This is a genomic window from Pseudomonas marginalis, assembly GCF_024169655.1.
Classification (GTDB): Bacteria; Pseudomonadota; Gammaproteobacteria; order Pseudomonadales; family Pseudomonadaceae; genus Aquipseudomonas; species Aquipseudomonas paraveronii.
The window spans coordinates 2,360,343-2,385,443 of sequence record NZ_JALJWV010000001.1; the positions used below are offsets into that span (position 1 = coordinate 2,360,343).

The 25,101-nt window shown below is 61.7% G+C and carries 28 protein-coding genes and 2 pseudogenes; 12 read left to right on the forward strand and 18 right to left on the reverse strand.

Going from position 1 to position 25,101, the window contains the following annotated elements; all coding sequences use genetic code 11:
* Window positions 1-161 precede the first annotated feature (161 nt).
* A complete protein-coding gene (locus J2Y83_RS10635) occupies window positions 162-1,388 on the reverse strand; it encodes an MFS transporter (protein ID WP_253395048.1) in 1,227 nt (408 codons plus the stop codon).
* Window positions 1,389-1,612: 224 nt separating this feature from the next.
* On the opposite strand from J2Y83_RS10635, the gene J2Y83_RS10640 reads away from it, so the two are divergent.
* Entirely contained in the window at window positions 1,613-3,058 is a 1,446-nt protein-coding gene (locus J2Y83_RS10640; RefSeq protein WP_253395049.1) for a mechanosensitive ion channel family protein, read from the forward strand.
* Window positions 3,059-3,063: 5 nt separating this feature from the next.
* Here the strand turns inward: J2Y83_RS10640 and J2Y83_RS10645 are convergent, their stop codons facing one another.
* Window positions 3,064-3,501, reverse strand: coding sequence for an Rrf2 family transcriptional regulator (locus tag J2Y83_RS10645; RefSeq protein WP_253395051.1), 438 nt, complete (start codon window positions 3,499-3,501; stop codon window positions 3,064-3,066).
* A 143-nt stretch (window positions 3,502-3,644) separates the two neighbouring features.
* On the opposite strand from J2Y83_RS10645, the gene J2Y83_RS10650 reads away from it, so the two are divergent.
* Window positions 3,645-4,529 carry an NAD(P)/FAD-dependent oxidoreductase gene (locus tag J2Y83_RS10650; RefSeq protein WP_253395053.1) on the forward strand — a complete coding sequence of 295 codons (885 nt, stop codon included), beginning with the start codon at window positions 3,645-3,647 and terminating at the stop codon, window positions 4,527-4,529.
* 28 nt (window positions 4,530-4,557) lie between these two features.
* Here J2Y83_RS10650 and gudD read toward each other — a convergent pair whose 3' ends face one another.
* Together gudD and J2Y83_RS10660 are read right to left on the reverse strand one after the other, a co-directional pair.
* Window positions 4,558-5,907 (reverse strand): glucarate dehydratase, encoded by a 1,350-nt coding sequence (gudD, locus tag J2Y83_RS10655; protein WP_253395055.1) that lies wholly within the window; start codon window positions 5,905-5,907, stop codon window positions 4,558-4,560.
* 12 nt (window positions 5,908-5,919) lie between these two features.
* Window positions 5,920-7,269: an MFS transporter gene (locus tag J2Y83_RS10660; protein ID WP_253395057.1), complete on the reverse strand. Its 1,350-nt coding sequence runs from the start codon at window positions 7,267-7,269 to the stop codon at window positions 5,920-5,922.
* A 319-nt stretch (window positions 7,270-7,588) separates the two neighbouring features.
* On the opposite strand from J2Y83_RS10660, the gene J2Y83_RS10665 reads away from it, so the two are divergent.
* Both J2Y83_RS10665 and J2Y83_RS10670 read left to right on the forward strand, forming a co-directional pair.
* Window positions 7,589-8,290, forward strand: coding sequence for a FadR/GntR family transcriptional regulator (locus tag J2Y83_RS10665; RefSeq protein WP_253395058.1), 702 nt, complete (start codon window positions 7,589-7,591; stop codon window positions 8,288-8,290).
* A gap of 78 nt (window positions 8,291-8,368) precedes the next feature.
* Window positions 8,369-8,956 (forward strand): LysE family translocator, encoded by a 588-nt coding sequence (locus J2Y83_RS10670; RefSeq protein WP_247396973.1) that lies wholly within the window; start codon window positions 8,369-8,371, stop codon window positions 8,954-8,956.
* Here J2Y83_RS10670 and J2Y83_RS10675 read toward each other — a convergent pair.
* On the reverse strand, window positions 8,898-9,791 hold the full coding sequence (locus J2Y83_RS10675) for an AraC family transcriptional regulator (RefSeq protein WP_253395059.1): 894 nt from the start codon (window positions 9,789-9,791) through the stop codon (window positions 8,898-8,900). The genes J2Y83_RS10670 and J2Y83_RS10675 overlap by 59 nt on opposite strands.
* A gap of 253 nt (window positions 9,792-10,044) precedes the next feature.
* Here J2Y83_RS10675 and J2Y83_RS10680 point away from each other — a divergent pair, with 253 nt between their 5' ends.
* Window positions 10,045-10,602: a hypothetical protein gene (locus tag J2Y83_RS10680; RefSeq protein ID WP_253395060.1), complete on the forward strand. Its 558-nt coding sequence runs from the start codon at window positions 10,045-10,047 to the stop codon at window positions 10,600-10,602.
* Window positions 10,603-10,613: 11 nt separating this feature from the next.
* On the opposite strand, the gene J2Y83_RS10685 is transcribed toward J2Y83_RS10680, so the two are convergent.
* The 5 genes from J2Y83_RS10685 to J2Y83_RS10705 all read right to left on the reverse strand — a co-directional run bounded on the left by J2Y83_RS10685 (window position 10,614) and on the right by J2Y83_RS10705 (window position 14,438).
* Entirely contained in the window at window positions 10,614-11,039 is a 426-nt protein-coding gene (locus J2Y83_RS10685; protein WP_253395061.1) for a GNAT family N-acetyltransferase, read from the reverse strand.
* Window positions 11,040-11,297: 258 nt separating this feature from the next.
* Entirely contained in the window at window positions 11,298-11,435 is a 138-nt protein-coding gene (locus tag J2Y83_RS10690; RefSeq protein WP_253395062.1) for a hypothetical protein, read from the reverse strand.
* A gap of 172 nt (window positions 11,436-11,607) precedes the next feature.
* A complete protein-coding gene (locus tag J2Y83_RS10695; protein WP_253395063.1) occupies window positions 11,608-11,949 on the reverse strand; it encodes a hypothetical protein in 342 nt (113 codons plus the stop codon).
* A 322-nt stretch (window positions 11,950-12,271) separates the two neighbouring features.
* Window positions 12,272-12,763, reverse strand: coding sequence for a GNAT family N-acetyltransferase (locus J2Y83_RS10700; protein WP_253395065.1), 492 nt, complete (start codon window positions 12,761-12,763; stop codon window positions 12,272-12,274).
* Window positions 12,764-13,022: 259 nt separating this feature from the next.
* Complete coding sequence (locus J2Y83_RS10705; protein WP_253395067.1) at window positions 13,023-14,438, reverse strand: purine-cytosine permease family protein; 1,416 nt, start codon at window positions 14,436-14,438, stop codon at window positions 13,023-13,025.
* A 216-nt stretch (window positions 14,439-14,654) separates the two neighbouring features.
* Here J2Y83_RS10705 and J2Y83_RS10710 point away from each other — a divergent pair, with 216 nt between their 5' ends.
* Entirely contained in the window at window positions 14,655-15,566 is a 912-nt protein-coding gene (locus tag J2Y83_RS10710) for a LysR substrate-binding domain-containing protein (RefSeq protein ID WP_247396955.1), read from the forward strand.
* 83 nt (window positions 15,567-15,649) lie between these two features.
* Here the strand turns inward: J2Y83_RS10710 and J2Y83_RS10715 are convergent, their stop codons facing one another.
* The 5 genes from J2Y83_RS10715 to J2Y83_RS10735 form a co-directional block, all read right to left on the reverse strand.
* Complete coding sequence (locus tag J2Y83_RS10715) at window positions 15,650-15,973, reverse strand: hypothetical protein (protein WP_253395069.1); 324 nt, start codon at window positions 15,971-15,973, stop codon at window positions 15,650-15,652.
* A 203-nt stretch (window positions 15,974-16,176) separates the two neighbouring features.
* Window positions 16,177-17,319, reverse strand: coding sequence for an acetylornithine deacetylase (argE, locus tag J2Y83_RS10720; protein WP_253395070.1), 1,143 nt, complete (start codon window positions 17,317-17,319; stop codon window positions 16,177-16,179).
* Window positions 17,316-17,993 (reverse strand): DUF1028 domain-containing protein, encoded by a 678-nt coding sequence (locus tag J2Y83_RS10725; RefSeq protein ID WP_253395071.1) that lies wholly within the window; start codon window positions 17,991-17,993, stop codon window positions 17,316-17,318. Before J2Y83_RS10725 ends, argE begins: the two co-directional genes overlap by 4 nt.
* Before the next feature lie 10 nt (window positions 17,994-18,003).
* Entirely contained in the window at window positions 18,004-18,414 is a 411-nt protein-coding gene (locus tag J2Y83_RS10730) for a RidA family protein (protein ID WP_253395072.1), read from the reverse strand.
* A gap of 22 nt (window positions 18,415-18,436) precedes the next feature.
* Entirely contained in the window at window positions 18,437-19,768 is a 1,332-nt protein-coding gene (locus tag J2Y83_RS10735; protein ID WP_373423808.1) for a flavin-containing monooxygenase, read from the reverse strand.
* A 194-nt stretch (window positions 19,769-19,962) separates the two neighbouring features.
* On the opposite strand from J2Y83_RS10735, the gene J2Y83_RS10740 reads away from it, so the two are divergent.
* The 3 genes and pseudogenes from J2Y83_RS10740 to J2Y83_RS10750 all read left to right on the forward strand — a co-directional run.
* A complete protein-coding gene (locus J2Y83_RS10740; protein ID WP_253400371.1) occupies window positions 19,963-20,760 on the forward strand; it encodes a helix-turn-helix transcriptional regulator in 798 nt (265 codons plus the stop codon).
* A 46-nt stretch (window positions 20,761-20,806) separates the two neighbouring features.
* Entirely contained in the window at window positions 20,807-22,180 is a 1,374-nt protein-coding gene (locus J2Y83_RS10745; protein ID WP_253395074.1) for an aspartate aminotransferase family protein, read from the forward strand.
* Window positions 22,167-22,439, forward strand: a pseudogene (locus J2Y83_RS10750) (aldehyde dehydrogenase family protein); the annotation flags it as partial. The gene J2Y83_RS10745 and the pseudogene J2Y83_RS10750, both read left to right, overlap by 14 nt.
* 81 nt (window positions 22,440-22,520) lie before the next feature.
* Here the strand turns inward: J2Y83_RS10750 and J2Y83_RS10755 are convergent.
* Window positions 22,521-22,682 (reverse strand): annotated as a pseudogene (locus J2Y83_RS10755) (LuxR C-terminal-related transcriptional regulator); the annotation flags it as partial.
* Window positions 22,683-22,770: 88 nt separating this feature from the next.
* Here J2Y83_RS10755 and J2Y83_RS29845 point away from each other — a divergent pair.
* A complete protein-coding gene (locus tag J2Y83_RS29845; protein ID WP_373423809.1) occupies window positions 22,771-22,914 on the forward strand; it encodes a hypothetical protein in 144 nt (47 codons plus the stop codon).
* Window positions 22,915-23,114: 200 nt separating this feature from the next.
* Window positions 23,115-23,444, forward strand: coding sequence for a DHCW motif cupin fold protein (locus J2Y83_RS10765; RefSeq protein WP_253395075.1), 330 nt, complete (start codon window positions 23,115-23,117; stop codon window positions 23,442-23,444).
* A 15-nt stretch (window positions 23,445-23,459) separates the two neighbouring features.
* On the opposite strand, the gene J2Y83_RS10770 is transcribed toward J2Y83_RS10765, so the two are convergent.
* Both J2Y83_RS10770 and J2Y83_RS10775 read right to left on the reverse strand, forming a co-directional pair.
* Window positions 23,460-23,927 carry a copper chaperone PCu(A)C gene (locus J2Y83_RS10770; RefSeq protein ID WP_253395076.1) on the reverse strand — a complete coding sequence of 156 codons (468 nt, stop codon included), beginning with the start codon at window positions 23,925-23,927 and terminating at the stop codon, window positions 23,460-23,462.
* A complete protein-coding gene (locus J2Y83_RS10775; protein ID WP_253395077.1) occupies window positions 23,927-24,532 on the reverse strand; it encodes an SCO family protein in 606 nt (201 codons plus the stop codon). The genes J2Y83_RS10770 and J2Y83_RS10775 overlap by 1 nt, the downstream gene beginning before the upstream one ends.
* A gap of 181 nt (window positions 24,533-24,713) precedes the next feature.
* Here J2Y83_RS10775 and J2Y83_RS10780 point away from each other — a divergent pair, with 181 nt between their 5' ends.
* Window positions 24,714-25,097 (forward strand): DUF2946 domain-containing protein, encoded by a 384-nt coding sequence (locus tag J2Y83_RS10780; protein ID WP_253395079.1) that lies wholly within the window; start codon window positions 24,714-24,716, stop codon window positions 25,095-25,097.
* Window positions 25,098-25,101: the final 4 nt, after the last annotated feature.

The window sequence follows — 25,101 nt, forward strand, 5'->3', positions numbered from 1 at the left end:
CCACATGCGTAATTGCATGGACTTGACCAGTGAGGCCGAGAGTGGTCGTTATGCTGTAAACGTTCGGCGGCGATCATGAGTTCGAACCGGCAGACTCTTCTTTGCGGACATGATCCGTATGCTTCCTTGGAATAGGCTTACAAGCCTGCCGACGCAACTTTCTATTTTCCGGCTTCTTGGTCAGCTTCGAGAATCAAGCTCGGGGATGGGCCGCGAGCCTTTGCGAACCACCACATGGCAAATGTCCCAAGAATAGTCGTTAACACGGCCAAAATCAGGATTACGGTCTGGGTGCCCAAGGGCGCAGCTAACAAAGCCACCAGTAAACCTGCCAGAGGCTGGGACATGTTATTCAGCAGCGTGATCACACCTACCGTCTTGCCGAAGTCCTGAGGCGGTATCACCCGCTGCCGGATAGTGCGTATGTAGACGTTGAACATTTTGTCGAAGCCTGCGATCAACAGGAAACCCAGCACATAGCCGAGCAGACTCGGACTCAGGGCGCTGATGAATGCCCCCGTTGCGATCATCGAATATCCGACACCCCCGAGGACTCGCAGAGGCAGCACCACCCGAGCGAGAAGGAACAGGATCACGATTGTTGTCACCGCACCCGCCGCCTGAAGCCCTGCATAGCTATCCTTGCCGGCGCTGTACTGGCCGATCACCATGGCCGCCGAAGTTGCCAAGGTGACACCAACGATCAGGTTGACGCCTACCGCCAGAATGATGATTTTTTTCAATTCCGCCAGGCTACGGATATGCCCAAAAGCGATCCGCAACGGCTGCAGCCAGATGTCTTGATGCTGCTCGAACACGTCCAGCGTCATACGGCCAAGACGTTGCCACGCCAGCATGCTCAGGTCTGCCAGCAGGAACAATCCGGCGATCCAAAGCACCACCCAATGCCAAGCCCAAACCTCAAGCATCAGTGCCGCCACCAGAGGCCCGAGGACCAGTCCCGTCTGGTCGGCGATCTGGGAGTAGGACAACGTCTTGGTGTAGCTGTAGTGCTGGAAGATATGCGGCATCAGCACTTCGCGAGCCATGATGCCTTGCGTGGTCAGCACTCCGCACAGTGCCGACAGCACCACTATCCAACCGATGCCACCAAAGATTCCGTAGAGCACCACCCCCAGCACACAGAGCCATGCCCGGTAGACCTGACTGATATGCAGGATCTTAATAGGCGGGTACTTGTCGCACAGCGCGCCGCACAGCGGGAACGCGAGAAATCGCGGTAGCGATTCGACGAAGAACGCTAGCCCTGCCCATGAAGCGCTGTTGGTGGTCTGGAACACCACCAGCGGCACAATAAACAACAGGATCTGATCCGCCAGCCTCGATAGAAAGAGCGAGATAAAAAAGGCGAGGTAATCCTCACGCATAGGGAACTCCTTTGTGTAAGCGACGTGGCATAGCGGTCTGAAGAAACATCAGTATGAGTTTACAAGGTGTCTAGATAATCCGGCGCGATGCAAACGCCTGGTCAGTGCTGATGCAATCAGGTGGTCAGATACGGTGCAATTTCCCACCCGCATTTCGCTCCGCGCTATACCCCCACATCCCCATTTCATGCGATCTTCTCGGCATTCACCCTGGAGTCGTCTGGATGCCCTCATTTATCGCTGATCACCCCATGTTGTGCGCCCTGGCGCTGATCTTTATCGACATCGGTGTGTGGCGCCTGATTTCCGCTGACCTGGCCAACTGGAAGCTGGCGGCGCGGCTGGTGATTTTTGCGGTGTTCAGCGCCGTGTTGTTCAACGACGGCATGAACCCGATGCTCGTCGCGCCGTATGCCGACAACACCGCGTTGCACCTGGCCGCCACCGCGTTGCAGATCGGTTGGTGGCTGTTCGCGGCGCGGACCCTGACGGTGTTGCTCGGTGCGGTGATGATGCAGCGCGTGGGCCATACCGGTCGGCTGTTGCAGGACCTGCTGGGCGCGGTGATTTTCCTGATTGCGATCATCGCCGCCATGGCCTACGTGCTCGACCTGCCGGTCAAGGGCGTGCTTGCCACCTCCGGCGCGGTGGCGATCATCGTCGGCCTGGCGCTGCAAAGCACCCTCAGCGATGTGTTTTCCGGGATCGTGCTCAACACCACCAAGCCGTACCAGCTCGGTGACTGGATTTCCATCGACGGCACTGAAGGCCGCGTCACCGATATCGACTGGCGCGCCACGCGGTTGCAGACGTCCCAGGGCAGTATGGCAGTGATCCCCAATTCGTTGGCGGCCAAGGCCAAGATCATCAATTTCTCGCGCCCGGCGGATATGTTCGGCCTGTCGGTCTGCCTGCAAGTCAGCCCCCACGCACGTCCGCAAACCGTGATCGAGGCGTTGGAACGGGCGATGCAAGGTTGCCGGCCGCTGCTGGCAAAGCCGGCGCCGAACGTGGCGTTCAAAACCTCGTCCAGTGGCGGCGTCGAGTATGAAATCAGCGGTTTTGTACCGGCGATGCTACTCAAGCGCGAAGTGCGCAATCAGCTATACGACCTGGCTTTCCGGCACCTGCAGGCGGCAGGTGTCGGTCTGCTGTCGGCCACCGAAAGCAGCACGCCGCTGGCGCTGTCAGGTGCGCGGGCGTTGCTGGAGCGTTCGTCGATTTTCTCCACCTTGCGCCAGGAAGAGAAGGACACCTTCAGCCAGAACATGACCCTGCACAGCTACCGTGCTGGCGAGATGATCCTGCCGGCGGGGGAAGTCAGCGATCATTTGTTTATCGTCGAAACCGGCGTGGTCTCGGTGATGCTGAACAAGGCTGGGCACACGTTCGAAGCCGGGCGCATGGGGCCGGGGGAAGTGATCGGCGAGGCCGGGATCTTGTCCGACGAGGCCACGCTGGCGGACTTCAGCGCCAAGACCTACTGCACGCTCTACCGCGTCGAGAAGGAATACCTCAAGCCGTGCCTGGATGCGCGGCATGACATCGGCGAAGCGATGAAAGCGCTGCTGGATTTTCGCGTACATACGGCGCAGACCCTGACCCAGGAAGCGCCGGTGGTACCGGTGAAGAAGGGCTTCCTGCAGTGGTTGCGCAAGCGCGGGTTGTAGCGCGATCAGGGCGCCGGGGCGAGGCGGCAACGCTCGTCGAAATCTTCGGCCAACTGCGCCAGCGTCACATCCCCCAGCCGCGCCAGTAACAGAGCCTGGGCCTGGTCGAACGCGTCGCTCAGCGCCGCGTTCACTGCCTGTTCCACCAGGCATTGCGGGTGGTCGGTGGACAGTCCGATGGCGAATATCGACGGTGTGCCCAAGGCATTGTGAATATCCAGCAAGGTGATTTCACTCAAGGGTTTGCCCAGCGTCCAGCCGCCCTGATGGCCTTTTTCCGAGCGTACATAGCCTTTTTCCTTGAGCAGCCCCAGTGTGCGCCGCACCACCACCGGGTTGGTGCCGAGCATCTGCGCGATGGTCTCCGAGGTGGCGCGCGCTTTATGGCGGTCCATATGGATCAGTACATGCAGCATGCGCGAGAGGCGGGTGTCGTTTCTCATCAAAAAACCTCAAGTCGATTGGGTCGAAAGTATCCTTTGTAACCCAAAAAGTTGCGAGACACTTGACGCGCTATTTTTACGTAACTTATGGTGTGTCGTGAAAGCGCGCGGATGACCGTGCGCACCTGACAAGGGGCACTTTCATGATGCATGACGTCATTATCGTGGGCGGCAGCTATGCTGGCTTGTCCGCCGGCCTGCAGTTGGCGCGGGCGCGACGCAAGGTTCTGGTGATCGACGCGGGGCAGCGGCGCAATCGGTTTGCCGCCACCGCCCATGGCTTTCTCGGCCAAGACGGCGAGGCGCCGGACGTCATTGCCGCCGAAGGTCGCAGTCAATTGATGGAATATCCGAGCGTCACCTGGGTGCAGGACAGCGCGATCCAGGCCGGCCCGGTGCAAGGTGGTTTCAGCGTGCGCACGCAGTGCAACGCAGAGTTCAAGGCCCGCCGCCTGATCCTCGCCACCGGGGTGGTGGACGAATTGCCCGCTCTCGAAGGCTTGGCGGAACGCTGGGGCAAGCACGTGTTCCATTGCCCTTACTGCCATGGCTATGAGCTGGATCAAGGCCGCATCGGTGTGTTGGCCACCTCGCCGCTGGCGATGCACCATGCGCTGATGTTGCCGGACTGGGGCACCACCACCTTGTTCACCAATGGCGTGTTCACCCCGGATGCAGAGCAACAGGCGCAGTTGGATCGGCGCGGGGTTCGCGTGGAGCACACGGCGGTGACGCGGATCAGCGGCGAGCGCGTGGATCTGGAACTGGCTGATGGTCGCGTGATTCAACTGGACGGCGTATTCACGATGTCCCGCACTCGCCTCAGCCCCTTGGCCGAGCAGTTGGGCTGTGCGCTGGCCGACGGCCCTACCGGCCCGTACCTGCACACCAACGAAACCCGCCAGACCTCCGTGGCCGGGGTGTTTGCCTGTGGCGATGCGTCCCTTGCCGCCGGTTCCGTGGCGCTGGCGGTGGCCGAGGGCGTGCGCGCCGGGGTGGGCGCGCACGTTTCGTTGATCCACGGTTGAGGTCGGCCGGGCTGGCCGGGATCGGCGCTCAGCGCACCAGGCACGGGCGCTTGTTATCGAAACTCCAACCGGGAATCAGGAACTGCATGGCCACGCTGTCATTGCGCGCGCCCAGGCCCATGCCTTTGTAGCATTCGTGGGCCTGGGCCACGGCGTCCATGTCGATCTCTACACCCAGGCCTGGTTTGGTCGGCACCTGGATGTGACCGTCGACAATCTGCAACGGCGCCTTGGTCAGGCGCTGGCCGTCCTGCCAGATCCAGTGGGTGTCGATCGCGGTGATAGCGCCCGGTGCGGCGGCCGCCACCTGGGTAAACATCGCCAGGGAAATATCGAAGTGGTTGTTGGAATGCGAGCCCCAGGTCAGGCCCCATTCATGGCACATCTGCGCGACGCGCACCGAGCCTTGCATCGTCCAGAAGTGCGGGTCGGCGAGGGGGATGTCCACCGATTGCAACTGGATCGCGTGGCCCATTTCGCGCCAGTCGGTGGCGATCATGTTGGTGGCGGTAGGCAGGCCGGTGGCGCGGCGGAATTCAGCCATGACTTCGCGGCCCGAATAGCCGTTTTCCGCGCCGCACGGGTCTTCGGCGTAGGCCAATACGTGATGTTGGTCGCGGCACAGGGCGATGGCTTCCTTGAGTGACCAGGCGCCGTTCGGGTCCAGGGTGATGCGTGCGTCGGGGAAGCGCTCGGCCAGGGCGGTGACCGCTTCGATTTCTTCGGCGCCGCGCAACACGCCGCCCTTGAGCTTGAAGTCGTTGAAACCGTACTTGGCCTGGGCGGCTTCGGCCAGGCGCACGATGGCGTCCGGGGTCAGGGCCGGTTCATGGCGCAGGCGAAACCAATCGTCGCCGTCGGCTTCGCTGCGGTAGGCCAGGTCGGTCTGCTGGCGGTCGCCGATATAGAACAGGTAGCCGAGCATCTTCACCGCGTCGCGCTGCTGGCCTTCGCCGAGCAGGGCGGCCACTGGCACTTCGAGGAATTGGCCGAGCAGGTCGAGCAGCGCCGCTTCCATCGCGGTGACGGCGTGGATGGTGATGCGCAGGTCAAACGTCTGCAGGCCGCGACCCGCGCTGTCGCGGGCGGCGAAGGTGCGGCGCATGGCATTGAGGATGCTCTGGTACTCGCCGATCGGTTTGCCGATCACCAGGCTGCGTGCGTCTTCCAGGGTTTCGCGGATGCGTTCGCCGCCCGGTACTTCGCCCACGCCGATGTGCCCGGCGCTGTCCTTGAGGATCACGATATTGCGCGTGAAAAACGGCCCGTGGGCGCCGCTGAGGTTGAGCAGCATGCTGTCGTGGCCGGCCACCGGGATCACTTGCAGGTGGGTGACGATTGGGGCGTGGCTGGCGTGGTGCTGATGTTCTGTGTTCATGAAAACGCTTCCTTATTTGCTCAAGACGGGGGCGGGGTGCAGCACGCTCGGGCTTTGGGCGCCGGGCCGGGTCTTGGCGAAGAACACCAGGATCGCCGCGAGGATCGAGGTGCCGGCCAGCCCATACAAACCGCCCTGGATCGACCCGGTGGTCTGCTCCAGAAACCCGAAGGTGGTGGGTGCGACAAACCCGCCGAGGTTGCCGATGGAATTGATCAGTGCGATCACTGCCGCCGCGATGCGCGCATCCAGGTAGCCCTGGGGAATCGGCCAGAACAGCGAGGACGCCGACTTGAACCCAATCGCCGCAAAACAGATGGCGACAAAGGCAAAGATCGGCCCACCGGTGGTGGAGAAAAACATCCCCGCTGCGGCAATCAACAGCGCCGTGGCCACCCACGCCTGCTGGTGCTTGTACTTGCCGGCCAGGGCCGCGAACGAGTACATGGCGATGATCGAAATCAGCCAGGGGATGGAGTTGTAGAAGCCCACCTGGATGTCACTCAGGTCGCCCATCTTCTTGATGATGCTCGGCAGCCAGAACGTGGCGGCATAGATGGTCAGTTGGATGCAGAAATACAGGGCGCAGAACAGCATGATCTGGCGGTCCTTGAGCAGCGTGCCCAGGGTTGGCTTGACCGTGTTGGCGGCGTCACGCTCGCGTTGTTCGCGCTCGATCTCGCCGACCAGCGCGTCCTGTTCTGCGCGGCTGAGCCATTTGGCATCGTGGGGTTTGGAGTCGAGCCAGAACCACACGAAAAAGCACAACAGCACCGAGGCCATGCCTTCGATGATGTACATCCATTGCCAGCCGTGCAGGCCCAGCCCGTTGATTTGCAGCAGCACGCCGGACAGTGGGCCGGAGATCAGCGAGGCCAGGGCCGAGCCGCTGAGGAAGATCGCAATCGCCTTGCCGCGTTCCACCCCAGGCAGCCAGCGGGTGAAGTAGTAGATCACGCCCGGAAAGAACCCGGCCTCGGCCACGCCCAGCAGAAAACGCAGGATGTAGAAGTGGGTTTCGTTCTGGATAAAGGCCATCAGCGTCGCGGTGATGCCCCAGGTGAACATGATGCGGGTCAGCCAGATACGCGCGCCGACTTTTTGCAGCAGCAGGTTGGAGGGCACTTCGAACAAGGCATAGCCGATAAAGAACAAGCCGGCACCGAAACCATAGGCGGCCGCGCCGATGCCCAGGTCGTGTTCCATGTGAGTGCGTACAAAGCCGATGTTGACGCGGTCGATGTAGTTGACGATGAACATGATCACGAACAATGGCAGCACATGCTGCTTCACTTTCTTGATCGCGCGGGCCAGGACGGGGTCGAGGGCGGGCGCAGCTGTCGCAGGGCTGGAAGCGGTCACGGGGTAGAACTCCCACGGATTATTGTTGTGCGGGGATGGGTTCAGGGCTGCCGGAGATGTCTGACAACTTGATGGACATCATACAACTGCTTTTTTCCATGTAGCAACGTAAATTTCGGCAGTATGAGTGCGCTGTGGGAGCTTTATTTCCTAAGGATTAGGCGTCATTGTGCTTGATTTCAACCGCGTCGACGCAATCCAAGGCAAGCCTACTCCCACAAAAATCGTGGCCAGACATAGTGGAATTTGTTTGTTGTCATACAAGTAGGTGGTCGGTGGAGGTGTTAGTATTGGCCGGGCCTAACCCATGGAATGACCGATGCACACCGACGCCCCCCGCAAGCGCTCCCAGGGCCTTGCCCATGACATCGTCACTACGTTGACCCAGCGCATTCTCCTCGGCCAAATGGCGCCGGGCGAAAAGCTGCCCTCCGAGTCGGCCATCGTTGGCGAGTACGGCGTCAGTCGCACGGTGGTGCGTGAGGCGTTGTCGAAGTTGCAGGCGGCGGGGCTGGTGGAAACCCGGCATGGGGTGGGCACCTTTGTGCTTGAGCGGGACCAGCGCCAGGGCCTGCAACTGAACCACGACACCGCCGTCAGCGTGCGCGGCATTCTTGAGTTGCGCCTTGGCCTGGAAACCCAGGCCGCTGCCCTGGCTGCGTTGCGTCGCAGCGAGGCGCAGTTGCAGCTCATGCGCCAGGCCCTCGACGACTACCAGGCCTCGCTGGCCAACAATGACAGCAGCGTCGAACCCGACGTGCGCTTCCATCAGTTGATTGCCCAGGCCACCGGCAACAGCTACTTCACCGATGTGATTTATCACTTGGGCAACTCGGTGATCCCGCGCACGCGCATCAATGCCGAGGAGCGCGGCGATATCGACCTGATGAAGCTGGGCCAGTTGGCCAACCTGGAACACGAGGCGATCCTCAAGGCGATCCGCCGCCAGGACCCCGACGCCGCCCGCGCCGCCATGTTGTTGCACCTGAGCAACAGCCTGGAACGCATGACCGGCGAGTAGCAGGGGTATTTTCTTCAATACCCGGCTCGTCGGGGTGTTTACCGTGGCCCTTGTTCATCACCACAACAAGGAACCGCAATGAGCTTGATCCTTTCCATGGCCGCCTTCGCGTTGGCCACTTCCATCACACCGGGGCCGGTGAATGTGGTCGCCCTCAGTTCGGGCGCACGCTTCGGGTTTGCCGCCAGCCAGAAACACGTGTTCGGCGCCGCCGCCGGCTTCACGCTGTTGCTGGTGCTGATCGGCCTGGGGCTGCATGAAGTGCTGGTGCGCTGGCCCATCCTGACCCAGTTGATTCAGTGGGGCGGGGTCGCTTTCCTGCTGTACATGGCCTGGAAACTCGCGGTGGACGATGGCCGCCTGGACGCCGAAGGCACCGCAACGGCGCCGTCGATGCTCTACGGCGCGATCATGCAATGGCTTAACCCCAAAGCCTGGCTGGCCTGCGTGGCGGGGATGGGGTTGTTTGTCGCCGATGGCGACGCCAGGCAAGTGTGGCTGTTTGCGGCGCTCTACCTGGTGATCTGCTATCTGTCGGTGGCGTGCTGGGCCTATGCCGGCACGTTCTTGCGACGTTACCTCGGCAACCCGCAGGGCGTGCGGGTGTTCAACCGTTCGATGGCCGCGTTGCTGGTGGCCAGTGTGGGTTATTTGCTGATGGCTTGAGCAAGTCGCGGTACTGCCCCGGCGTGGCGGCGAAGTGCTGCTTGAAGGTGCGCTGGAAGTGCGCCTGGTCGGCAAAGCCGGCGGCCAGGGCCACGTCGGCGATCAGTTCGCCGTTGCGCAATTGGGTGCGGGCAAACTGGATGCGCCGGTTCACCAGGAACGCATGGGGCGTCAGGCCGTAATACAGCTTGAACGCGCGGATCAGATAAGACGGCGACAGCTCGGCCGCCAAGCAAATGTCTTCGAGTTTCAAGGCCTGAGTGCAGTGTTCGCGGATGTACTCAGCGGCGCGCTCCAACTTGTGGTTGACCTCCCGCACCGGCGTGTTCGAAGGGTTCAGGCGCTGCTGCACCTCACTGAAGTAACTCACCAGCACGCTCTGTTTTTGCAGCAGTTCGGCCTGCTCATCCAGCAGCACCCGGTACAGTTCGATCAGGCCGTTGTACAACACCGGATCGCGGGTATAGGGCGTATTGAACGGTCGATAACCCTGGTCGGTGCTGAAACCCAATTGGTGTTGCAGGTCCGTCAGCCAGGGGGTGTCGAGGTAGAGCATGTGATACGACCAGGGCTGGTCGTGGATCGGGTTGCACGCATGCACATCGCCGGGGTTCATCAACACCACCGTGCCGGCACTGATCTGAAAGGTGTCCGCACCGTAGTGGTAATCGCTGCACCCGGTGGTGATCGCGCCGATGGAGAAATGCTCGTGGGCGTGGCGGGTGTAGGTGACCTTACGCCCATCGGCGATGGTCCGCGCTTCGATGAACGGCAAGCGCTCGTCGCGCCAGAAGCGCGGCGCTTGTGCGGGGTGAGTGGCAGTGTTCAGCGACATGGCGGTGGCTCCATCCCTCGAGAGATCGAGGGAGGATCATTGCACAGACGGCGAGGGCCGTCAGCCGGGAAGTCCGATTTAGTCGCCAGTTGCAGGCTGCGCGGTACGCCGTGGAACCCGGTGCCTTGCTGGTCGATGCCGAGGGTCAGCAGGGTGTCGGGCGTAAGGTCTGCTTCAGGATGGCGTATCGATTGCCTAAAGAAATCAGTGGTGATGTCGATAGGCTATCATCACCCACAAGGACCGTTACCCGATGAAATGGCTGAAGCTCACTGCCGTACTCACCTTGCCACTGCTTGGCGCCTGCTCCGACTACCACTACAAAAACTATCAGGGCGACTGGGCCCCGGAAAAGCTCCAGCCTGTCGACCTCTCCAATGGCGCGCCCGACGCCGCGCTGGTGTACTTCGACACCTGGCGTGAACGTGAGCTGGGCGTGCCGTTTCACCGCCTGGCCCTGGCGATGGAAGTCGACGGTGTGCCATTGCCTGGTGCGGGTCGCCACTCGATCCTCAACGTCACCGGCGAACAAGCCCTGAAACTGGCCCCCGGCAAACATTCGCTACGTTGGTGCAACGTGTCGATGAATGCCCTCGGCACCGGTGGTGCGTTCTGCAACAACGGCGCGGACGACGTGGAGTTCAAGGCCGGCCAGCGTTACGTGGTGACCTACCGCCTGACCGCAAGCACCAAGGGCATCGGGCCGAACTACAGCACCCAATACCACACCTATTCGAGCATCAAGAACCTGGATACCCAGGAAATCATCTATCCGCCTGTCGGTACCGGCACGTTGATTTCCAACGAGTAAACGCTTGAATCTCACAGCTGTTTAGACAGAAACACCCGGCTGCTGCCCTCGGGTTCACAGGGTATTTCGCCAAACCGCACCCAGCCGTTCTTCTCATAGAACCCCGGCGCCTGGAAGCTGATGGTGTAGAGCACGGCATTGCGGCAACCCCGGCGCCGGGCTTCGTCTTCGAATGCGTGCAGCAATTGGCTGCCGATGCCTGCACCGCGCAACGTGGCGGGTAGGTGGAAGAGGTCGAGGAAGGCCATGCCGAATGCGCTCCGGCCGGTGATGCCGCCGAGCACTTGCTGGGTGTGCGGGTCTTTGACCAGCACCGTCAGCGGGCGTCGGTCATGGTAGCCGGTGGCTTGTTCGTTGAACGCCGCCAGGCCGTTGGCAAGGATGCGTTCGGCGTCGGGGTTGGGTTGGTCGCTGATTTCAATGAGGGGGTGCTGCATCGCGCTGGATTCCTTGTTGTGCTGAGCCTTGACTCTGTCCCTGGAGGCAGACTTTATGCTTTTTTCGTTGCGTCTGCCGTAGGATTTCCTACGCGAATTCCTGTGGTGTTTGCGGGTGTCGTTACCGTAGAGGTTGCCGGCTGCGACTTTTTGGGGACGCGAATCGCGTTGCTGCTTTGGGTGAGCACGCAGTAGGCCGATTGTTCCTTTGGCCTCGAGTGCGGCGGCCATCACGTCGAGACGACCTATAGCAGTCGCCTAGCTCGACAACGTATAAAACCCCAGCAGGGCGCCCGGTCCGGTAAAAATAACGCTGAGCGGCGCCCAGAAGGTCAGCACCCGTTTGAGGTTCTTTTTCAACGCCTGTTGAAAGGTGAGCGGTCTTGCGATGATCACGTTGCAGTTCCTTCCCCGGACTTAAAATGAGCGGCGCTGATCGTTACTGAGCCTTGCGTGCCACGCCATCCCGCTGTGATCCGACGCCGAGGGTAGCACCGCGCGACAGCCCTATGGCGTGCTGGCGGGGCGGAACTGGGGAGGATGAAACCGCCCCAGCCCGCCAGTTGCCTTACGCCCGCTGCCAGCCGCCCATGTTATCGGGCTTGATCTCGAAATCGATGGCCTCGCGGTAAGGATCGCCAAGCGGGGCGTATTGGCCGTTGCCGGCTGCCTGGGTGGGTTGCCAGCTTTGGGTATTCGGATCGAAGACCTCGGCATCGTCCCCGGCCGTGCTATCCAGCGGGTTATGGCGTGGAGCGTCGTTATCGTAGCCGCCCGGTTTGGCTATCAGGATGTCATTCCCTTTCGTTGGACCCTGTGAGTTGTGGCTTGAATTGTCGTTATTGAACCTGCTTGCGTCTGACGCCGGGTAAAGCGCGGGGTATAGGTTGGAACCGCCGATGGAAGACATGAGTACACCTCGTAGATGGGGAATGAAAAGATCCGCCAGACCCCGGTCTGGTTGATCGCATCGGCAGGCTACCGAGTCATGAAGGGGCGCTCAATAAGGTGAATTCGGGCGGATGTAACTGGTTAAAACCGGCGCTGGACGCATCCACAGAATGCGCGACGTGGCTGTAGGGCGTGTCTGGGTCAGACTGCGCCGCGTCAGGAGTAGCGTCAGATGTTGGGCATGCAGATAGGGGTTTTTCGGGTTGAAATACATTTGCCGACTGGGCGTTCGCTGACGGTTAGATGTTTTGACACATAAATGCGCCCCACGCGGCGCCGACCTAAAGGTCCATCACCATCTCATGCCACGCCATCCCGCCATGATCCGACGCCGACGGTTGCACATAGCGGTAGCCCATGCGTGTGTACAACTCGACATGGCGGTCTTTGCACATCAAGTGAAGGGTTTGCTTGCCCATCGCGCGCATGCGCTGCACGAACTCGCGCATCAACGCGGTGGAATAACCCTTGCCCTGGTGCGCCGGAGCGACCACCACCGACATGATCACCGCATTCGGTGCCTCGGCCGAATGCCCGACCAACTCCTTGAACGCCTCATCTGACATCACCACCTTGTGGGCGCAGCCGCTGTTGATGAAGCCCACCACCTCGCCATCTGCCTCCAGGATCAAAAAGCCTTGCGGGTACAACGCAATGCGCGTGGCGATCTTTTCCAGGGTTGCGGCTTCGTCGCCTTCGTAGGCGCTGATTTCGATGTCAAAGCAACGGGCGGCGTCGCTGGGGAGGGCGTTGCGGAAGGTGAGGGCGGGCATGCGGATTCCTGGGGTGTTAAGCGAAGGGCCACATCATAGCGGGGTGTCAATAGCGTCGCCATCGCGGCCTCGCTGGGGTTGGATGGCTCCCACAGGGTGAGCTTCGGCAAGCGGGATTTTTTGCGGGCAATGCAGTTCTCTTGTGGCTTGGCCAGAGCAAAAGCCGAACTCGGTCAGAAATGTGGGAGGGGCAAGCCCCCTCCCACATTTTTGACCGAGTTCGGCTTTCAGTATCAGGTCGGCTATAAGGCCGCCTGAATCAAACCTCACCCACCAACGTCCCCGCATCCATCCGCCGCTTATACGCACTGTCCCGACTCGCCAACCAGAAATACAACGGCGACGTCACCACCAACCCCACCACCCACGACAAATCCGCGCCGTTGATGTGCTCCGAAATCGGCCCCACGTACAGCGGCGTGTTCATGAACGGAATCTGCACCGCAATCCCCACCGCATACGCCAGCAGCGCCTGGGGGTTGTAGCGTCCGTAAATCCCGCCGTCCACGCGGAAGATCGACGCGATGTCGTACTTGCCCTTATGGATCGCGTAGAAGTCGATCAGGTTGATCGCCGTCCATGGCACCAGGACCACCAGCAGCACCAGGACCATGTCGACGAAGTGGCCGATAAAGTCTTTCGAGGCGAATACCGCGGCAACCGAGCAGGCCGCGAGCACGATGATCGAGATCACGGCGCGGCTTTTCGCGGTGGGGATCCAGCGGTAGGCGAAGGTCTGCACCAGGGTGATGATCGACAGCACCGCGCCGTACAGGTTGAGCGCGTTATGGCTGATCACGCTGAGCAAAAACAGCACCAGCATCAGCGGGCCGATGGCGCCGGTGGCGAGTTTGACCGCGTCCATGGTGTCCATGCCTACCGGGGTGGCGAGCACGGCGACGGCGCCGAAGATGAATGACAGGCTCGAACCCAGGGCCGAGCCCAGGTAGGTGGTCCAGAAGGTGGCGGCGACGGGTACGTCGGCCGGCAGGTAGCGCGAGTAGTCGGAGACGTAGGGCGCGAACGCGATCTGCCACAGTGCGGCCAGGGACACGGTGGCCAGCCAACCGGAGAGGTTGAAGCTGCCGCGGGTCAGAAAGTCCGTGGTCTGCACATGCGTGAAGATGTAGCCGAAGCCGAGCACGATCCCCGCGCCCAGCACCCAGGTGCCGATGCGGTTGAGCACGTGGATGAAGCGATAGCCGATGATGCCGATGATCCCGGAGCCGATGGCGCCGATCACGATGCCCACCGGCACCGGCACGCTGTCGACCACGCCGTGCAGGGATTTACCGGCGAGTACGATGTTGGAGGCGAAGAAACCGATGTACATGACCCCGGCGATCACCACCACCAGCAACGCGCCGAGGGAGCCGAATTGTGCGCGGCTCTGGATCATTTGCGGGATGCCCATTTGCGGGCCCTGGGCCGAGTGCAGTGCCATCAGCACGCCGCCGACCAGGTGGCCGACGAGGATGGCGACGATGCCCCAGATCAGGTTGAGGTGGAACAGTTGCACGCCCAGCGCACCCGTGACGATCGGCAACGGCGCGATGTTGCCGCCGAACCACAGGGTGAACAGGTCTCTTACCTTTCCGTGGCGATCTTGTGGGGGCACGTATCCAATCGTGTGTTTTTCGATAAGCGGGGCGGATGATGTTGCAGTGGTAACCATGACGAGCTCCAAGGCAAGGTGAGTACGTTGACGTACTTCGCTGTGCGCCGCTCAGCGGCGCTTTGTTGTTGGAGTGATCATCTGCAATGGGTGCGGGGAGGTAAATTAGTAAGTTTGTTGCTATAGACCTTAAAAAAAGTATCTCGCGTGGCCATGCGCTCCGGTATGTTGCCTGCTTGTGTTTTGGGGCGAAGTCCCACATTTGCGGAGGGCCCGATGGCTGCCTATAACCTGCGCCAGCTCAGATATTTCGTCACCACGGCCGAGTGCGGCAGCGTCGCCGAGGCGTCGCGCAAGCTGTATATCGCGCAACCGTCGGTGTCCACCGCGATCAAGCAGTTGGAAGATAGCTTTGGCGTGCAGCTATTCATCCGCCATCACGCCCAGGGCGTGTCGCTCACCCCCAGCGGCGCACGGTTTTATCGCAAGGCGCTGGAGCTGCTGCGGGTGGCCCACGAGTTCGAACAGAACGCCCTGGCCGACAATGACGTGGTGGCGGGGCAGATCGATATCGGCTGCTTTGAGACCGTCGCACCGTTGTACCTGCCGCGCTTGATCGCCGGTTTCAAGGCGCGCTGGCCAGGGGTGGAAATCCGCATTCGCGATGGCGAGCAACAAGAGTTGGTGCAAGCGCTGACCGCTGGCAGTATCGACGTGGCGATGCTGTTCGAGCATGACCTGGGCGCCACCATCGAGACCACGCCGTTGATGCCGCCGCAGCAGCCGTATGCGTTGCTGCCGGCTGATCATCGCTTTGCGCAGCAGGCCAAGGTGTCGCTGGCGGACCTGGTGCTGGAGCCGATGATCCTGCTGGATGTACTGCCGAGCCGCACGTACTTCGTGAGCATCTTTGAAGAGCGTGGGTTGACGCCGAACATCGTGTTCAGCTCGCCGTCGATCGAGATGGTACGGGGCATGGTGGGGCGCGGGTTTGGCTTTTCGATCCTGGTGACCAGGCCGTTTACCGAGTACACCTATGACGGCCAGAAAGTCGTGTGCCTGCCGCTGGCGGAAACCGTCACCGGTTCGGGCTTGTCCGCCGTGTGGTTGCGCCGCGCACCACTGACCAAGCCGGTGCAGTTGTTCGTCGATTACTGCCGCGAGGAGCTGGCGCGTTTGCTCGCCTGATCGGCGCGCTCAAGCCAGGGCCGACAACGCATCGGCCTGGCTGTGCTGAGTCATGCAGGCGTTAACCCTGATCAGCGATGGGATTACTCGCTGGGTCCGACGTTTTGGATGTTCAGTTGCTTCAGCCGTGCGTCGAGTTGCGTGCCGAAGTTGTTGACCGCCTTCAAGTGCTCCGGGCTGTAGGTGTCATCCGGACGGTCCGGGCGGAAGTGCACGGACAGCGGCACCACGTTGCCCGGCGGGTTCAAGTTGTTATCGAAGTAGGGCTTGCCGTGGTGCGGGTTCAGATCGTTGATGCCGTTAGCTTCTGCCACGTCAAAAAAGGTATCCAGCGTGCGGTATGCGTCCTCTTCTCTTACGCCCATGCGTATGGTTTCCCGGTCAGGCGCACCTGCTTGGGGGCGCATACGCAACTCTTCGGGTGGCGCAGCGTTGAGCGGGCTGTTCGACGGCGAGTGCGGTGGAATTCCTATCATGGTCAATACTCAAAGGCTGTTGAAGTGAAAACGGCTATTAGCCGTTTCCCTATGTGGGCAGCCTTCAAATACGGTTCCGTCAGCTGCGGGCGGCGATTGATGCAGGTTATGTCGTCCGCACCGCAGAGGGGCGGTCAACGCAGCGAGTTCAGCAGTCTTTGCAACATCTGATCACACTGCGCCAACTGCGCCACGCTCACAAACTCGTCCGGCTTATGCCCCTGGTCCATGCTGCCAGGCCCGCATACCACCGTGGGAATGCCCGCCGCGTCGAACAAGCCGCCCTCGGTGCCAAACGCTACCGTGCCGAACGCTCGCGAGCCGCAAAATGCCGCGATCAACTCGGCAGCCTCGCTCTGCTGATCAGTCATCAGCCCCGGATACGCCGACAACTCAGTAAAGCGAATCGCACTCTGCGCGCTCACCGCCTGCATGCGCGGCAATACCTGTTGCTCGGCGTAGGCGCGCAACTCATCAGCCACTGCTTGCGGGGCCTGGCCCGGCAGCGCGCGGATCTCAAAATCAAACTGGCAATCGGCGGGCACGATGTTCAGCGCCTTGCCCCCGCCAATCACCCCGGTCTGCACCGTGCTGAACGGCGGATCAAACCGCGCATCCTGCTGGTCTTGCAGGCGCTGTCCGATGCGTCCCAGCTCGCCGATCAATTCGGCGGCATGCTCGATTGCATTCACGCCATGGGGCGCATACGCCGAATGGCAGGCCGCGCCGTGGACATCGCAGCGCATCGCCAGTTTGCCTTTGTGGCCGAGCACCGGCTTGAGTTCGGTCGGCTCGCCGATGATGCACAGCATCGGCTTCACCGGCCGCTGCGCCAGCACGCTGAGTAACGAGCGCACGCCCAGGCAACCGACTTCCTCGTCGTAGGAGAGGGCGATATGCACCGGCCGCCGCAAAGTGGCCGCGACCAGCGCCGGCACCAGGGCCAGCACACAGGCGATGTAGCCCTTCATGTCCGCAGTGCCCCGGCCAAACAGCTTGCCGTCACGCTCGGTCAATTCAAACGGCGGCACGCTCCACGGCTGGCCATCCACCGGCACTACGTCGGTATGCCCGGACAGCACAATCCCGGGCAGCTCCACCGGGCCAATGCTGGCAAACAGGTTGGCCTTGGTGCGGGCCTCGTTGTAGATCAGCTCGCTGGCCACGCCGTGACTCGCCAGGTAATCGCGCACAAAGGCGATCAACCGCAGGTTGGATTCGCGGCTGGTGGTATCGAACCCCACCAGCGTCTGCAACAACGCGCGGCTGCGGCTCATCGTTCGTCCCCGGCGACGCCATAGCCGGGCGCGCGGTCCGGCGTCAGGGCGCGGTCGATGTAGGCTTGCACCTGTGGGCGATAGGCGTCCCACAGCGTGTGCAGTTGGCCGATCGGGTTGGTGTCGGCCCAATCCACCCGCAGGTCGATGATCGGCCAGGTCAGCTCGCCCACCACCTGCAACGCGGCCGAATGCACCGGGCCGGCTTCGCCACCGGCGGCGATGGCAGCATGCAGTGCGGCCAAGAGTCGATCGGCCAGTTGGCCTTCGCCTTGCTCGAAGGCCTGGACCATCGCCTCGATCACCGCACGGTCGGCGAGCATATTGCCGGCCGCGACGCACTGTTCGCCCGACACGGCGTGGTGCTTGCCGAGGGTTTGGCTGCCGCTGAAATGCACGCTGCGGCCCAGGTGATCGATCGCAGTCAGTTGGCGGTATTGGCTGTAGCCGTTGCGGGTCAACGCCTGGTCGATCGCAGCGGCGGGGGCCAGGCCTTGTTGCAGCAGGTCGAGCACGTCCGGGCCGAGTGCCGGTAGCGTGATGTTCTGGGTCGCGACTGCCCCGACACCGGGCCGCAGCCAGGGGCAGCGTGCGCCCACGGCGATGCTCGAAGAGCTGATGGCAATGCCCAGTTGGCCGGTGTCGGCGCAACGGCCGACGATTGAAAAGGTCATGTGCGGCTCCTTACTCGGGAATCACGGCGATCACATCGATTTCCATCAGCCACTGCGGCTGGCCGAGGGCCGATACCACCAGCCCGGTGGAAATCGGAAACACGCCTTTAAGCCATTTGCCGACTTCCTGGTACACCGGCTCGCGGTAGCGCGGGTCGATCAGGTAGGTGGTGGTCTTGACGATATGGCTGAGGTCGCTGCCGGCTTCTTCCAGCAGTTGCTTGACGTTGCGCATGGCCTGCTCGGCCTGGGCACGCGGGTCGCCGAGGCCCACCAGGTTACCGTCGAAATCGCTGCCGACCTGGCCGCGTACATACACGGTGTTGCCGGCGCGCACGGCCTGGCACAGGTCGTTGTCCAGGCTCTGGTTGGGGTAGGTTTGCTGGGTGTTGAACATGCGGATACGCGTGTGGGTAGGCATCAAAAAACTCCGGGGAAAATGATCAGGCGCTGACAGGGGACGGGCGAACGACCGGGGCCGCGACGCGATACTCGAGGTACTGACGCTGGGTGGCGATGTGGTCGGCCAGGTACTTGGCGTCGTGCCACACGCCCCAGATAAACGACGAGCCACGGCGCGACTGCCAGGGCAAGCCGAGGAAGTAGATGCCGGCTTCGCTGGACACGCCGCGCTGGTGCTGCGGCTTGCCGGCGGCATCGAACGCATCGACCTTCAACCAGCTGTAATCCACGGCAAAACCGGTGGCCCAGATGATCGAGGTGATGCCGGCCCGGGCCAGGTCCAGTTCCAGGATCGGCTGTTTCACGCACTCGGCATCGGCGAAGACGCGCCGGGCTTCGGGCTCCACGGGCAGGTCGAGGCCGTTGCGCTCGATATACGCATCCGCCGCATCCAGCAGGGCCAGGTAGTTCTCATCGCCGCGTGCCAGGTTTTCCACCAGGTTGGCTTGGAAGGTCGCCACGCTGCCGTTGAACGACTGGGTGAGCCCGACCAGGGTGATGCCTTGCAGGGCCAGTTCACGGAAGTCGATGGTCTTGCCGCCGTGGGCGCCGCTGACGGCAATGGTCACGTGTTCGCGGCCAGGTTTCATCGCCGCCTGGTCCCATTCGCCCAGCACACCGAGCCACCAGCAGAAATCGCGCTGGCGATAGGCGCGAGGCGGGCGGTCGTGGGCGCCGACCGACAGGTACACCTGGCGACCGGAGCGTTGCAGCTCATCGGCGATCTGCACGCCGGAGGAGCCTGCACCCACCACGAGCACGGCGCCGGTCGGCAACTGCGCCGGGTTGCGGTAGTCGGCGGAGTGAATCTGATGCAGCGCGGTGTCTTTAGGCGCAATCGCCGGAATTACCGGCGTCTGGAACGGCCCGGTCGCCGCCACCACGCGGTTGGCTTCGATCACGCCGTCGCTGGTGTGTACGGTAAAGCCTGGGCGACCCTCATTGCGCACTACAGAGGTCACCTCCACGCCAGTGCGGATTGGCGCATTGAACTGGCGTGCATAGGCTTCAAAGTAATCCGCCACGCGCTCTTTCGGCGCGAACGCATCGGGGGCCACACCTTCGAACGCCAGGCCGGGAAAACGGTCATGCCAGGCCGGCCCGTTGGCCACCAACGAGTCCCAGCGCGCGGTGCGCCAGCGCTCGGCGATCCGGCTGCGTTCCAGCACCAGGTGCGGCACGCCTTGCTTGCTCAAATGCTCGCTCATGGCCACGCCGGCTTGGCCGGCGCCCACCACCAGGGTGTCTGTTTGTGTGATTGCTTGCGTCATGTGTCTGTCCTTGCGTAATGCAGTTGGATTCAGCTTGGGCATGACTTCAAGGTAGGGGGCGGGCGGTTTTTAATAAAATATTATTAAGCTGGGAAGTGAGCATAAATATCGGATGCAACCTCACCCTATCGGGTGATTTCGATGACGGGGTAGGTGTGTGACCATTCCTGCAGTTCTTTGAGCGAGTCTTTGAAGTGGAAAACGACCGGCTTTCTTCAGTGCAATGGTTCGAACAGATGGCCCGGGTGACCGAGAGCCTCGGGCAAGCGGGCTTCGCCGCCACCTTGTTCGAGGCCCTCGGTTATATCCAGCCGATTCAGGCCACGACGCTGTATTTTTACCCGCGCGGCGGCATGCCCAGCGCGCTGTTCGAGTTGGAAGGGCCGTGGTTGCCACAAGGTAATGTGCGCCAGTACTTGTCCGGCTTCTATTTGCTCGACCCCTTTTACGGCGCGTGCGTGGAAGGCGTCCGCTCAGGCTGTTACGACCTCGCCGACGTCGCCCCCGATCACTTTGAGCTCAGCGAGTACTTCCAGTCGTTCTACCGCCACTCGCACCTGGAGGATGAACTCAACTACATCCTGCAGTCGAGCAACGGGTCGAGCCTGGCGGTTTCACTGGCCTTTACGCAAAAACTCGACGCCGCCACCACCCAGCAGTTCAAGCGTATTGCGCCCTGGGTGCTGGCGGTATTGGGTAAGCAATTCGTTGGCCTGGATGCCCACGGTGCCCGCTTCGAAAACGTGTTGGAACAGCGTATTCACGCGGCGCTCAACAACTTCGGCTCATCGATATTGACCGAGCGTGAATGCCGCATCGCTCAACTGATCCTGCGCGGGCATTCCACCCGCTCGCTGGCCGAGCGCCTTGAAGTCTCGGAGGATACGATCAAGTCCCACCGCAAACACATCTACACCAAGCTCGACATCTGCGCACAGTCGGAACTGTTTGCCTTGTTTATCGACTCGTTGGCCGAAGCCCAGGGCGTGCTGAGCAAAGACCCCCTTGAAAGCTACATGAGCAAGAACCGCTGAGCGGCGTTGCTCCTCCTTGCATCATCACTAACAAGAGAGAAAAGCCATGAATCTACCCGCTCAACCGAACCGTCTGACCAAGGACTATCAGAAGGCCGATGCAGCCCACCATATCCATGGGTTTGTGGACCAAAAGGCGCTGAATGCCGAAGGCCCGCGTGTGATGGTGCGTGGTGAGGGGCTGTACCTGTGGGACAGCGAAGGCACGCGCTACCTGGACGGCATGTCCGGCTTGTGGTGTACCCAGCTGGGTTACGGCCGCAAGGACTTGACCGCTGCCGCCGCGGCGCAGATGGACCAGTTGGCCTACTACAACATGTTCTTTCACACTACCCACCCGGCGGTGATCGAGCTGTCGGAGCTGCTCTTCAGCCTGTTGCCGAGCCACTACAGTCACGTGATCTATACCAACTCCGGCTCCGAGGCCAACGAGGTGTTGATCCGTACCGTGCGCCGCTACTGGCAAGTGGTCGGCCAGCCGCAGAAAAAGATCATGATCGGGCGCTGGAACGGCTATCACGGCTCCACCCTGGCGGCTTCTGCGCTGGGCGGCATGAAGTTCATGCACGAGATGGGCGGCCTGATTCCTGACGTCGCACACATTGACGAGCCTTATTGGTACGCTCATGGAGGCGAGCTGACCCCCGCTGAATTCGGCCATCGCTGTGCCCGGCAGTTGGAAGAGAAAATTCTTGAGCTGGGCGCTGAGAACGTCGCGGGCTTTATCGCGGAGCCGTTCCAGGGCGCCGGTGGCATGATTTTTCCGCCGCAAAGCTATTGGCCCGAGATCCAGCGCATCTGCCGTCAATATGATGTGCTGCTGTGCGCCGATGAGGTGATTGGGGGGTTTGGCCGTACCGGCGAGTGGTTCGCCCATCAACACTTCGGCTTCGAGCCGGACACCTTGTCCATCGCCAAAGGGCTGACGTCCGGCTACATGCCGATGGGTGGCCTGGTGCTGAGCAAACGCATGGCCGAAGCGCTGGTGGAGCGCGGCGGCGTGTTTGCCCACGGGCTGACCTATTCCGGCCACCCAGTGGCGGCGGCGGTGGCGCTGGCCAACCTCAAGGCCCTGCGCGATGAAGGCATCGTGCGCCAGGTGAAGGACGACACCGGGCCGTACTTGCAGAGCATCCTCCACGAGGTGTTCGACAACCACCCCATGATCGGCGAGATCCAGGGCGCCGGACTGCTGGCAGCCTTGCAGTTTGCCGAGGACAAGACCACGCGCAAACGCTTCGACAATGAAAACGACCTGGCCTGGCAGTGCCGCACCTTTGGCTTTGAAGAGGGCGTGATCATCCGCTCGACACTCGGGCGAATGATCATGGCGCCGGCATTGGTGGCCACGCGCGCGGAGTTGGACGAGTTGGTCGAGAAGACCCATATTGCCGTAGACCGCACCCATCAGTGCCTTTGATACGGAAGCAGAGGCAATACAGCGCGCCAATGACAGCATCTATGGGCTGGCGGCGTCGGTATGGAGTGATGACCTCAACCGCGCCCACCGTGTGGCTCGCGCCCTGAATGCCGGGACTGTTTCGGTCAATACCGTCGATGCGCTGGATGTCGCGGTGCCCTTCGGTGGCGGCAAGCAATCGGGGTTCGGTCGTGATCTGTCGCTGCATGCCTTTGACAAGTACACGCAGTTGAAAACCACCTGGTTTCAGCTGCGTTAATACAGGCTGTCGTCCGGTCGTGCATGCATGAGTGCACGACCGCCTTGCCTTCACTCGCCCCAGCAACGAAAACGCCTGTAACTCTCCGGAATACTTGACCGCAGGCGCTGCATGCAACGACAGTTTCAAACTGTGCAGCGGCGACGACACATGAATGCGCACGGTAAACGGCGAGAGATCCAGGGCCTTGGCGATGTCCCAGTGGGTCTTGCCCTGGGCGCTCAGGCGCAGCACCTCTTGCTGGCACGCGTTGGAAGGGCTGGGGAATATCGCGCGGGTCGAATAGCACACGTGGGATAACGGCATGTTGAGATCATGGAAGGAGCTAGGGATGTTGGAGATCAAGCGTGCCAACCAAGCGGACGCCCAGGCGGCGTTCGACATCCGCCTATATGTGGGGCACGATGAGGCGATTTATCACTCGCCGTCGGGGTTGCAGTTGGCGTGTATTCCGATGGTCAAGCGACTCAGCTGAGCGCACCGGAAAGCCCCTGGAGGCGCCGTTGAGCTTCAGTGAGGCCGCGATGACGGAGGGGCTGGCAAAAAATGGGGCGTTGGAGCGCCAGGATAACCAGCACGGTCGCCTGTATCCCGCAAAAGCCGGCGATCTGTGTCTGTCGCGCATCGTTCCAAGTGGCTAGGGTCGAGTCACGTTAACTGACGAGCGAGCCCACCATGGAACTCACCGCTGTCCCGTTTGGCATCACCGATTGGTCCATCCTTGAGCCCGAGCTTCATCCCGGCGTTACGGGCAGTGCCTGGTGGCGCACTTGCCACTTTGGCACTACCCGTGTGCGCATGGTCGAATACACCCCCGGCTACCTGGCCGATCACTGGTGCTGGCGTGGGCATGTGCTGCTGTGCCTTGAAGGTGAGTTGCAAACGGAACTCGAAGATGGCCGCCAGTTCACGCTGACGGCCGGGATGAGTTATCAGGTGGGTAATGATATGGAAGGGCATCGCTCATCGACGCGGGTTGGCGCCAAGCTGTTCATTGTGGATTGAGCCTGCCCGTGTCCCTCAATGCATCTTGCCAGGGTCCATGGCACCCAACCCACGGGCAGCCGCCTTGACCTCGACGCTTTGCTGCTCGCCCTTGGCGTTTTCCACGGTCAAGGTCAGCGGCACCTGGTCGCCTTCCTTGATCTGCCCGGTCAGGCCCATCAGCATCACGTGATAACCGTCCGGGTCGAGCTTGACCGCTGTGCCTGCGGGCAGGGCGATTGAGTCCACCGGGCCCATGCGCATCACGTCGTCCTTCATGCTCATTTCATGGATCTGTACGTCCTTGGCCACCGGCGAGGCGACGCGCAGCAGTTTGCTGTCGCTGTCGGCCGTCACGGTCATGAACGCGCCGCTGGATGGCTGGCCCGGCACCGTGGCGCGCACCCATGCGTCGCTGACGTGGACCTGGGCGCTGGCGTGCGCTGCAAGGCCCAGCAGGGACAGGCCGATCAGGGTGCGCTTGAGGTGTTGAACGGCAGTCATTAGCAGACCTCCATGACGGTGAGCAGGTCTTCTGCGCACTCTTTAGCGGTAAGGGATGCCGACAGGCCCAGGCGCAGGTTGCCGCGGGTGTCGAACACGAAACTGGTGGCGGTGTGGGACAGGGTGTAGGTGTCGCCGGCGGGGACCTTTTCATAAAAGATCCCGAATTCCTTGGCGGCCACGGCGATTTCTTCCGGGGTGCCGTACAGTGCTTCGAAGCTGGGGTCGAAGGCTTTGACGTACTTGTCGAGAATCTCCGGCGTGTCGCGCTCGGGGTCGAGGGTGATAAAAATCACCTGCATGATCTCGCCGTCGCGGCCCATCAATTTCTTGGCCTGGGCGGCGCGGGCGAGGGTGGTCGGGCACACGGCCGGGCACTGGGTGAAACCGAAAAACACCACCGGCATCAGGCCACGGTACGAACTCAGGGTGACGGTTTCACCCTGGGTATTCTTGAGTTTGAAGGTGCGGCCCATGATCTTGTCGCTCAAGTCCTTGCCGTACTTGAAATTCAACTTGGGGCTGTTGTCACAACCGGCCAGCAGGCCCAGACCCAACAGGCCCATGCCGGTCAGGACGTTGCGGCGGGTGAATAACGTACTCATCAACTGTGCATCCTGTGAAGCGCCTGCCTTGCTCTGGATCTATACGCCAGGCGTTGAAAAGGAGTAAACGCGGAGGGCGCCAAGTCTACCAACCCTGGCCGATGCGCGTAATCTGCGACGTTCTGCCACAGGGGCGCGTTGCGCTTCATCCCTTCGGGGCTTCGATGCTAGAGTCGGCGCCATGAAATTGCGCCACTTCGACCGTTCGCTGATCGCCTGGACCCTGTACGTCTGCGTCCTGCTGAACCTGTTCGTGTGCGGTTTGGGCCATGGCCAGATGTTGGGCCAGCAACTCAATGGGATAGGTGGTGCGTTCTGTTCGGTGGACGGCAGCCAGGCGCCACTTTCCGACAAAGGGTTGGGCAGCCCGGCGTCCGGCAATATCTCGAACTACTTTGCCTGCCCGGTGTGCGCCGCCGTGAGCGTGGCCATCGTGTTTCTGATCGGCCTGGCCTGGCTGCTGGGCCTTGGCCAGACCCCACGGCCAGCCCATGACCGGCGCTACAAGGCGCCGCCGCGTTATTCCTGGCCTTCGGCCAACCCCCGCGCATCCCCCGCAGTCTGACGTG

Excerpts from the sequence above, each read along its gene's own strand:
- J2Y83_RS10635 (WP_253395048.1), bottom strand. The coding sequence starts at position 1,388 with ATGCGTGAGGATTACCTCGCCTTTTTTATCTCGCTCTTTCTATCGAGG.
- J2Y83_RS10640 (WP_253395049.1), top strand. The coding sequence starts at position 1,613 with ATGCCCTCATTTATCGCTGATCACCCCATGTTGTGCGCCCTGGCGCTG.
- J2Y83_RS10645 (WP_253395051.1), bottom strand. The coding sequence starts at position 3,501 with ATGAGAAACGACACCCGCCTCTCGCGCATGCTGCATGTACTGATCCAT.
- J2Y83_RS10650 (WP_253395053.1), top strand. The coding sequence starts at position 3,645 with ATGATGCATGACGTCATTATCGTGGGCGGCAGCTATGCTGGCTTGTCC.
- gudD (WP_253395055.1), bottom strand. The coding sequence starts at position 5,907 with ATGAACACAGAACATCAGCACCACGCCAGCCACGCCCCAATCGTCACC.
- J2Y83_RS10665 (WP_253395058.1), top strand. The coding sequence starts at position 7,589 with ATGCACACCGACGCCCCCCGCAAGCGCTCCCAGGGCCTTGCCCATGAC.
- J2Y83_RS10670 (WP_247396973.1), top strand. The coding sequence starts at position 8,369 with ATGAGCTTGATCCTTTCCATGGCCGCCTTCGCGTTGGCCACTTCCATC.
- J2Y83_RS10675 (WP_253395059.1), bottom strand. The coding sequence starts at position 9,791 with ATGTCGCTGAACACTGCCACTCACCCCGCACAAGCGCCGCGCTTCTGG.
- J2Y83_RS10680 (WP_253395060.1), top strand. The coding sequence starts at position 10,045 with ATGAAATGGCTGAAGCTCACTGCCGTACTCACCTTGCCACTGCTTGGC.
- J2Y83_RS10685 (WP_253395061.1), bottom strand. The coding sequence starts at position 11,039 with ATGCAGCACCCCCTCATTGAAATCAGCGACCAACCCAACCCCGACGCC.
- J2Y83_RS10695 (WP_253395063.1), bottom strand. The coding sequence starts at position 11,949 with ATGTCTTCCATCGGCGGTTCCAACCTATACCCCGCGCTTTACCCGGCG.
- J2Y83_RS10700 (WP_253395065.1), bottom strand. The coding sequence starts at position 12,763 with ATGCCCGCCCTCACCTTCCGCAACGCCCTCCCCAGCGACGCCGCCCGT.
- J2Y83_RS10705 (WP_253395067.1), bottom strand. The coding sequence starts at position 14,438 with ATGGTTACCACTGCAACATCATCCGCCCCGCTTATCGAAAAACACACG.
- J2Y83_RS10710 (WP_247396955.1), top strand. The coding sequence starts at position 14,655 with ATGGCTGCCTATAACCTGCGCCAGCTCAGATATTTCGTCACCACGGCC.
- J2Y83_RS10715 (WP_253395069.1), bottom strand. The coding sequence starts at position 15,973 with ATGCGCCCCCAAGCAGGTGCGCCTGACCGGGAAACCATACGCATGGGC.
- argE (WP_253395070.1), bottom strand. The coding sequence starts at position 17,319 with ATGAGCCGCAGCCGCGCGTTGTTGCAGACGCTGGTGGGGTTCGATACC.
- J2Y83_RS10725 (WP_253395071.1), bottom strand. The coding sequence starts at position 17,993 with ATGACCTTTTCAATCGTCGGCCGTTGCGCCGACACCGGCCAACTGGGC.
- J2Y83_RS10730 (WP_253395072.1), bottom strand. The coding sequence starts at position 18,414 with ATGCCTACCCACACGCGTATCCGCATGTTCAACACCCAGCAAACCTAC.
- J2Y83_RS10735 (WP_373423808.1), bottom strand. The coding sequence starts at position 19,768 with ATGCCCAAGCTGAATCCAACTGCATTACGCAAGGACAGACACATGACG.
- J2Y83_RS10740 (WP_253400371.1), top strand. The coding sequence starts at position 19,963 with ATGGCCCGGGTGACCGAGAGCCTCGGGCAAGCGGGCTTCGCCGCCACC.
- J2Y83_RS10745 (WP_253395074.1), top strand. The coding sequence starts at position 20,807 with ATGAATCTACCCGCTCAACCGAACCGTCTGACCAAGGACTATCAGAAG.
- J2Y83_RS29845 (WP_373423809.1), top strand. The coding sequence starts at position 22,771 with ATGTTGGAGATCAAGCGTGCCAACCAAGCGGACGCCCAGGCGGCGTTC.
- J2Y83_RS10765 (WP_253395075.1), top strand. The coding sequence starts at position 23,115 with ATGGAACTCACCGCTGTCCCGTTTGGCATCACCGATTGGTCCATCCTT.
- J2Y83_RS10770 (WP_253395076.1), bottom strand. The coding sequence starts at position 23,927 with ATGACTGCCGTTCAACACCTCAAGCGCACCCTGATCGGCCTGTCCCTG.
- J2Y83_RS10775 (WP_253395077.1), bottom strand. The coding sequence starts at position 24,532 with ATGAGTACGTTATTCACCCGCCGCAACGTCCTGACCGGCATGGGCCTG.
- J2Y83_RS10780 (WP_253395079.1), top strand. The coding sequence starts at position 24,714 with ATGAAATTGCGCCACTTCGACCGTTCGCTGATCGCCTGGACCCTGTAC.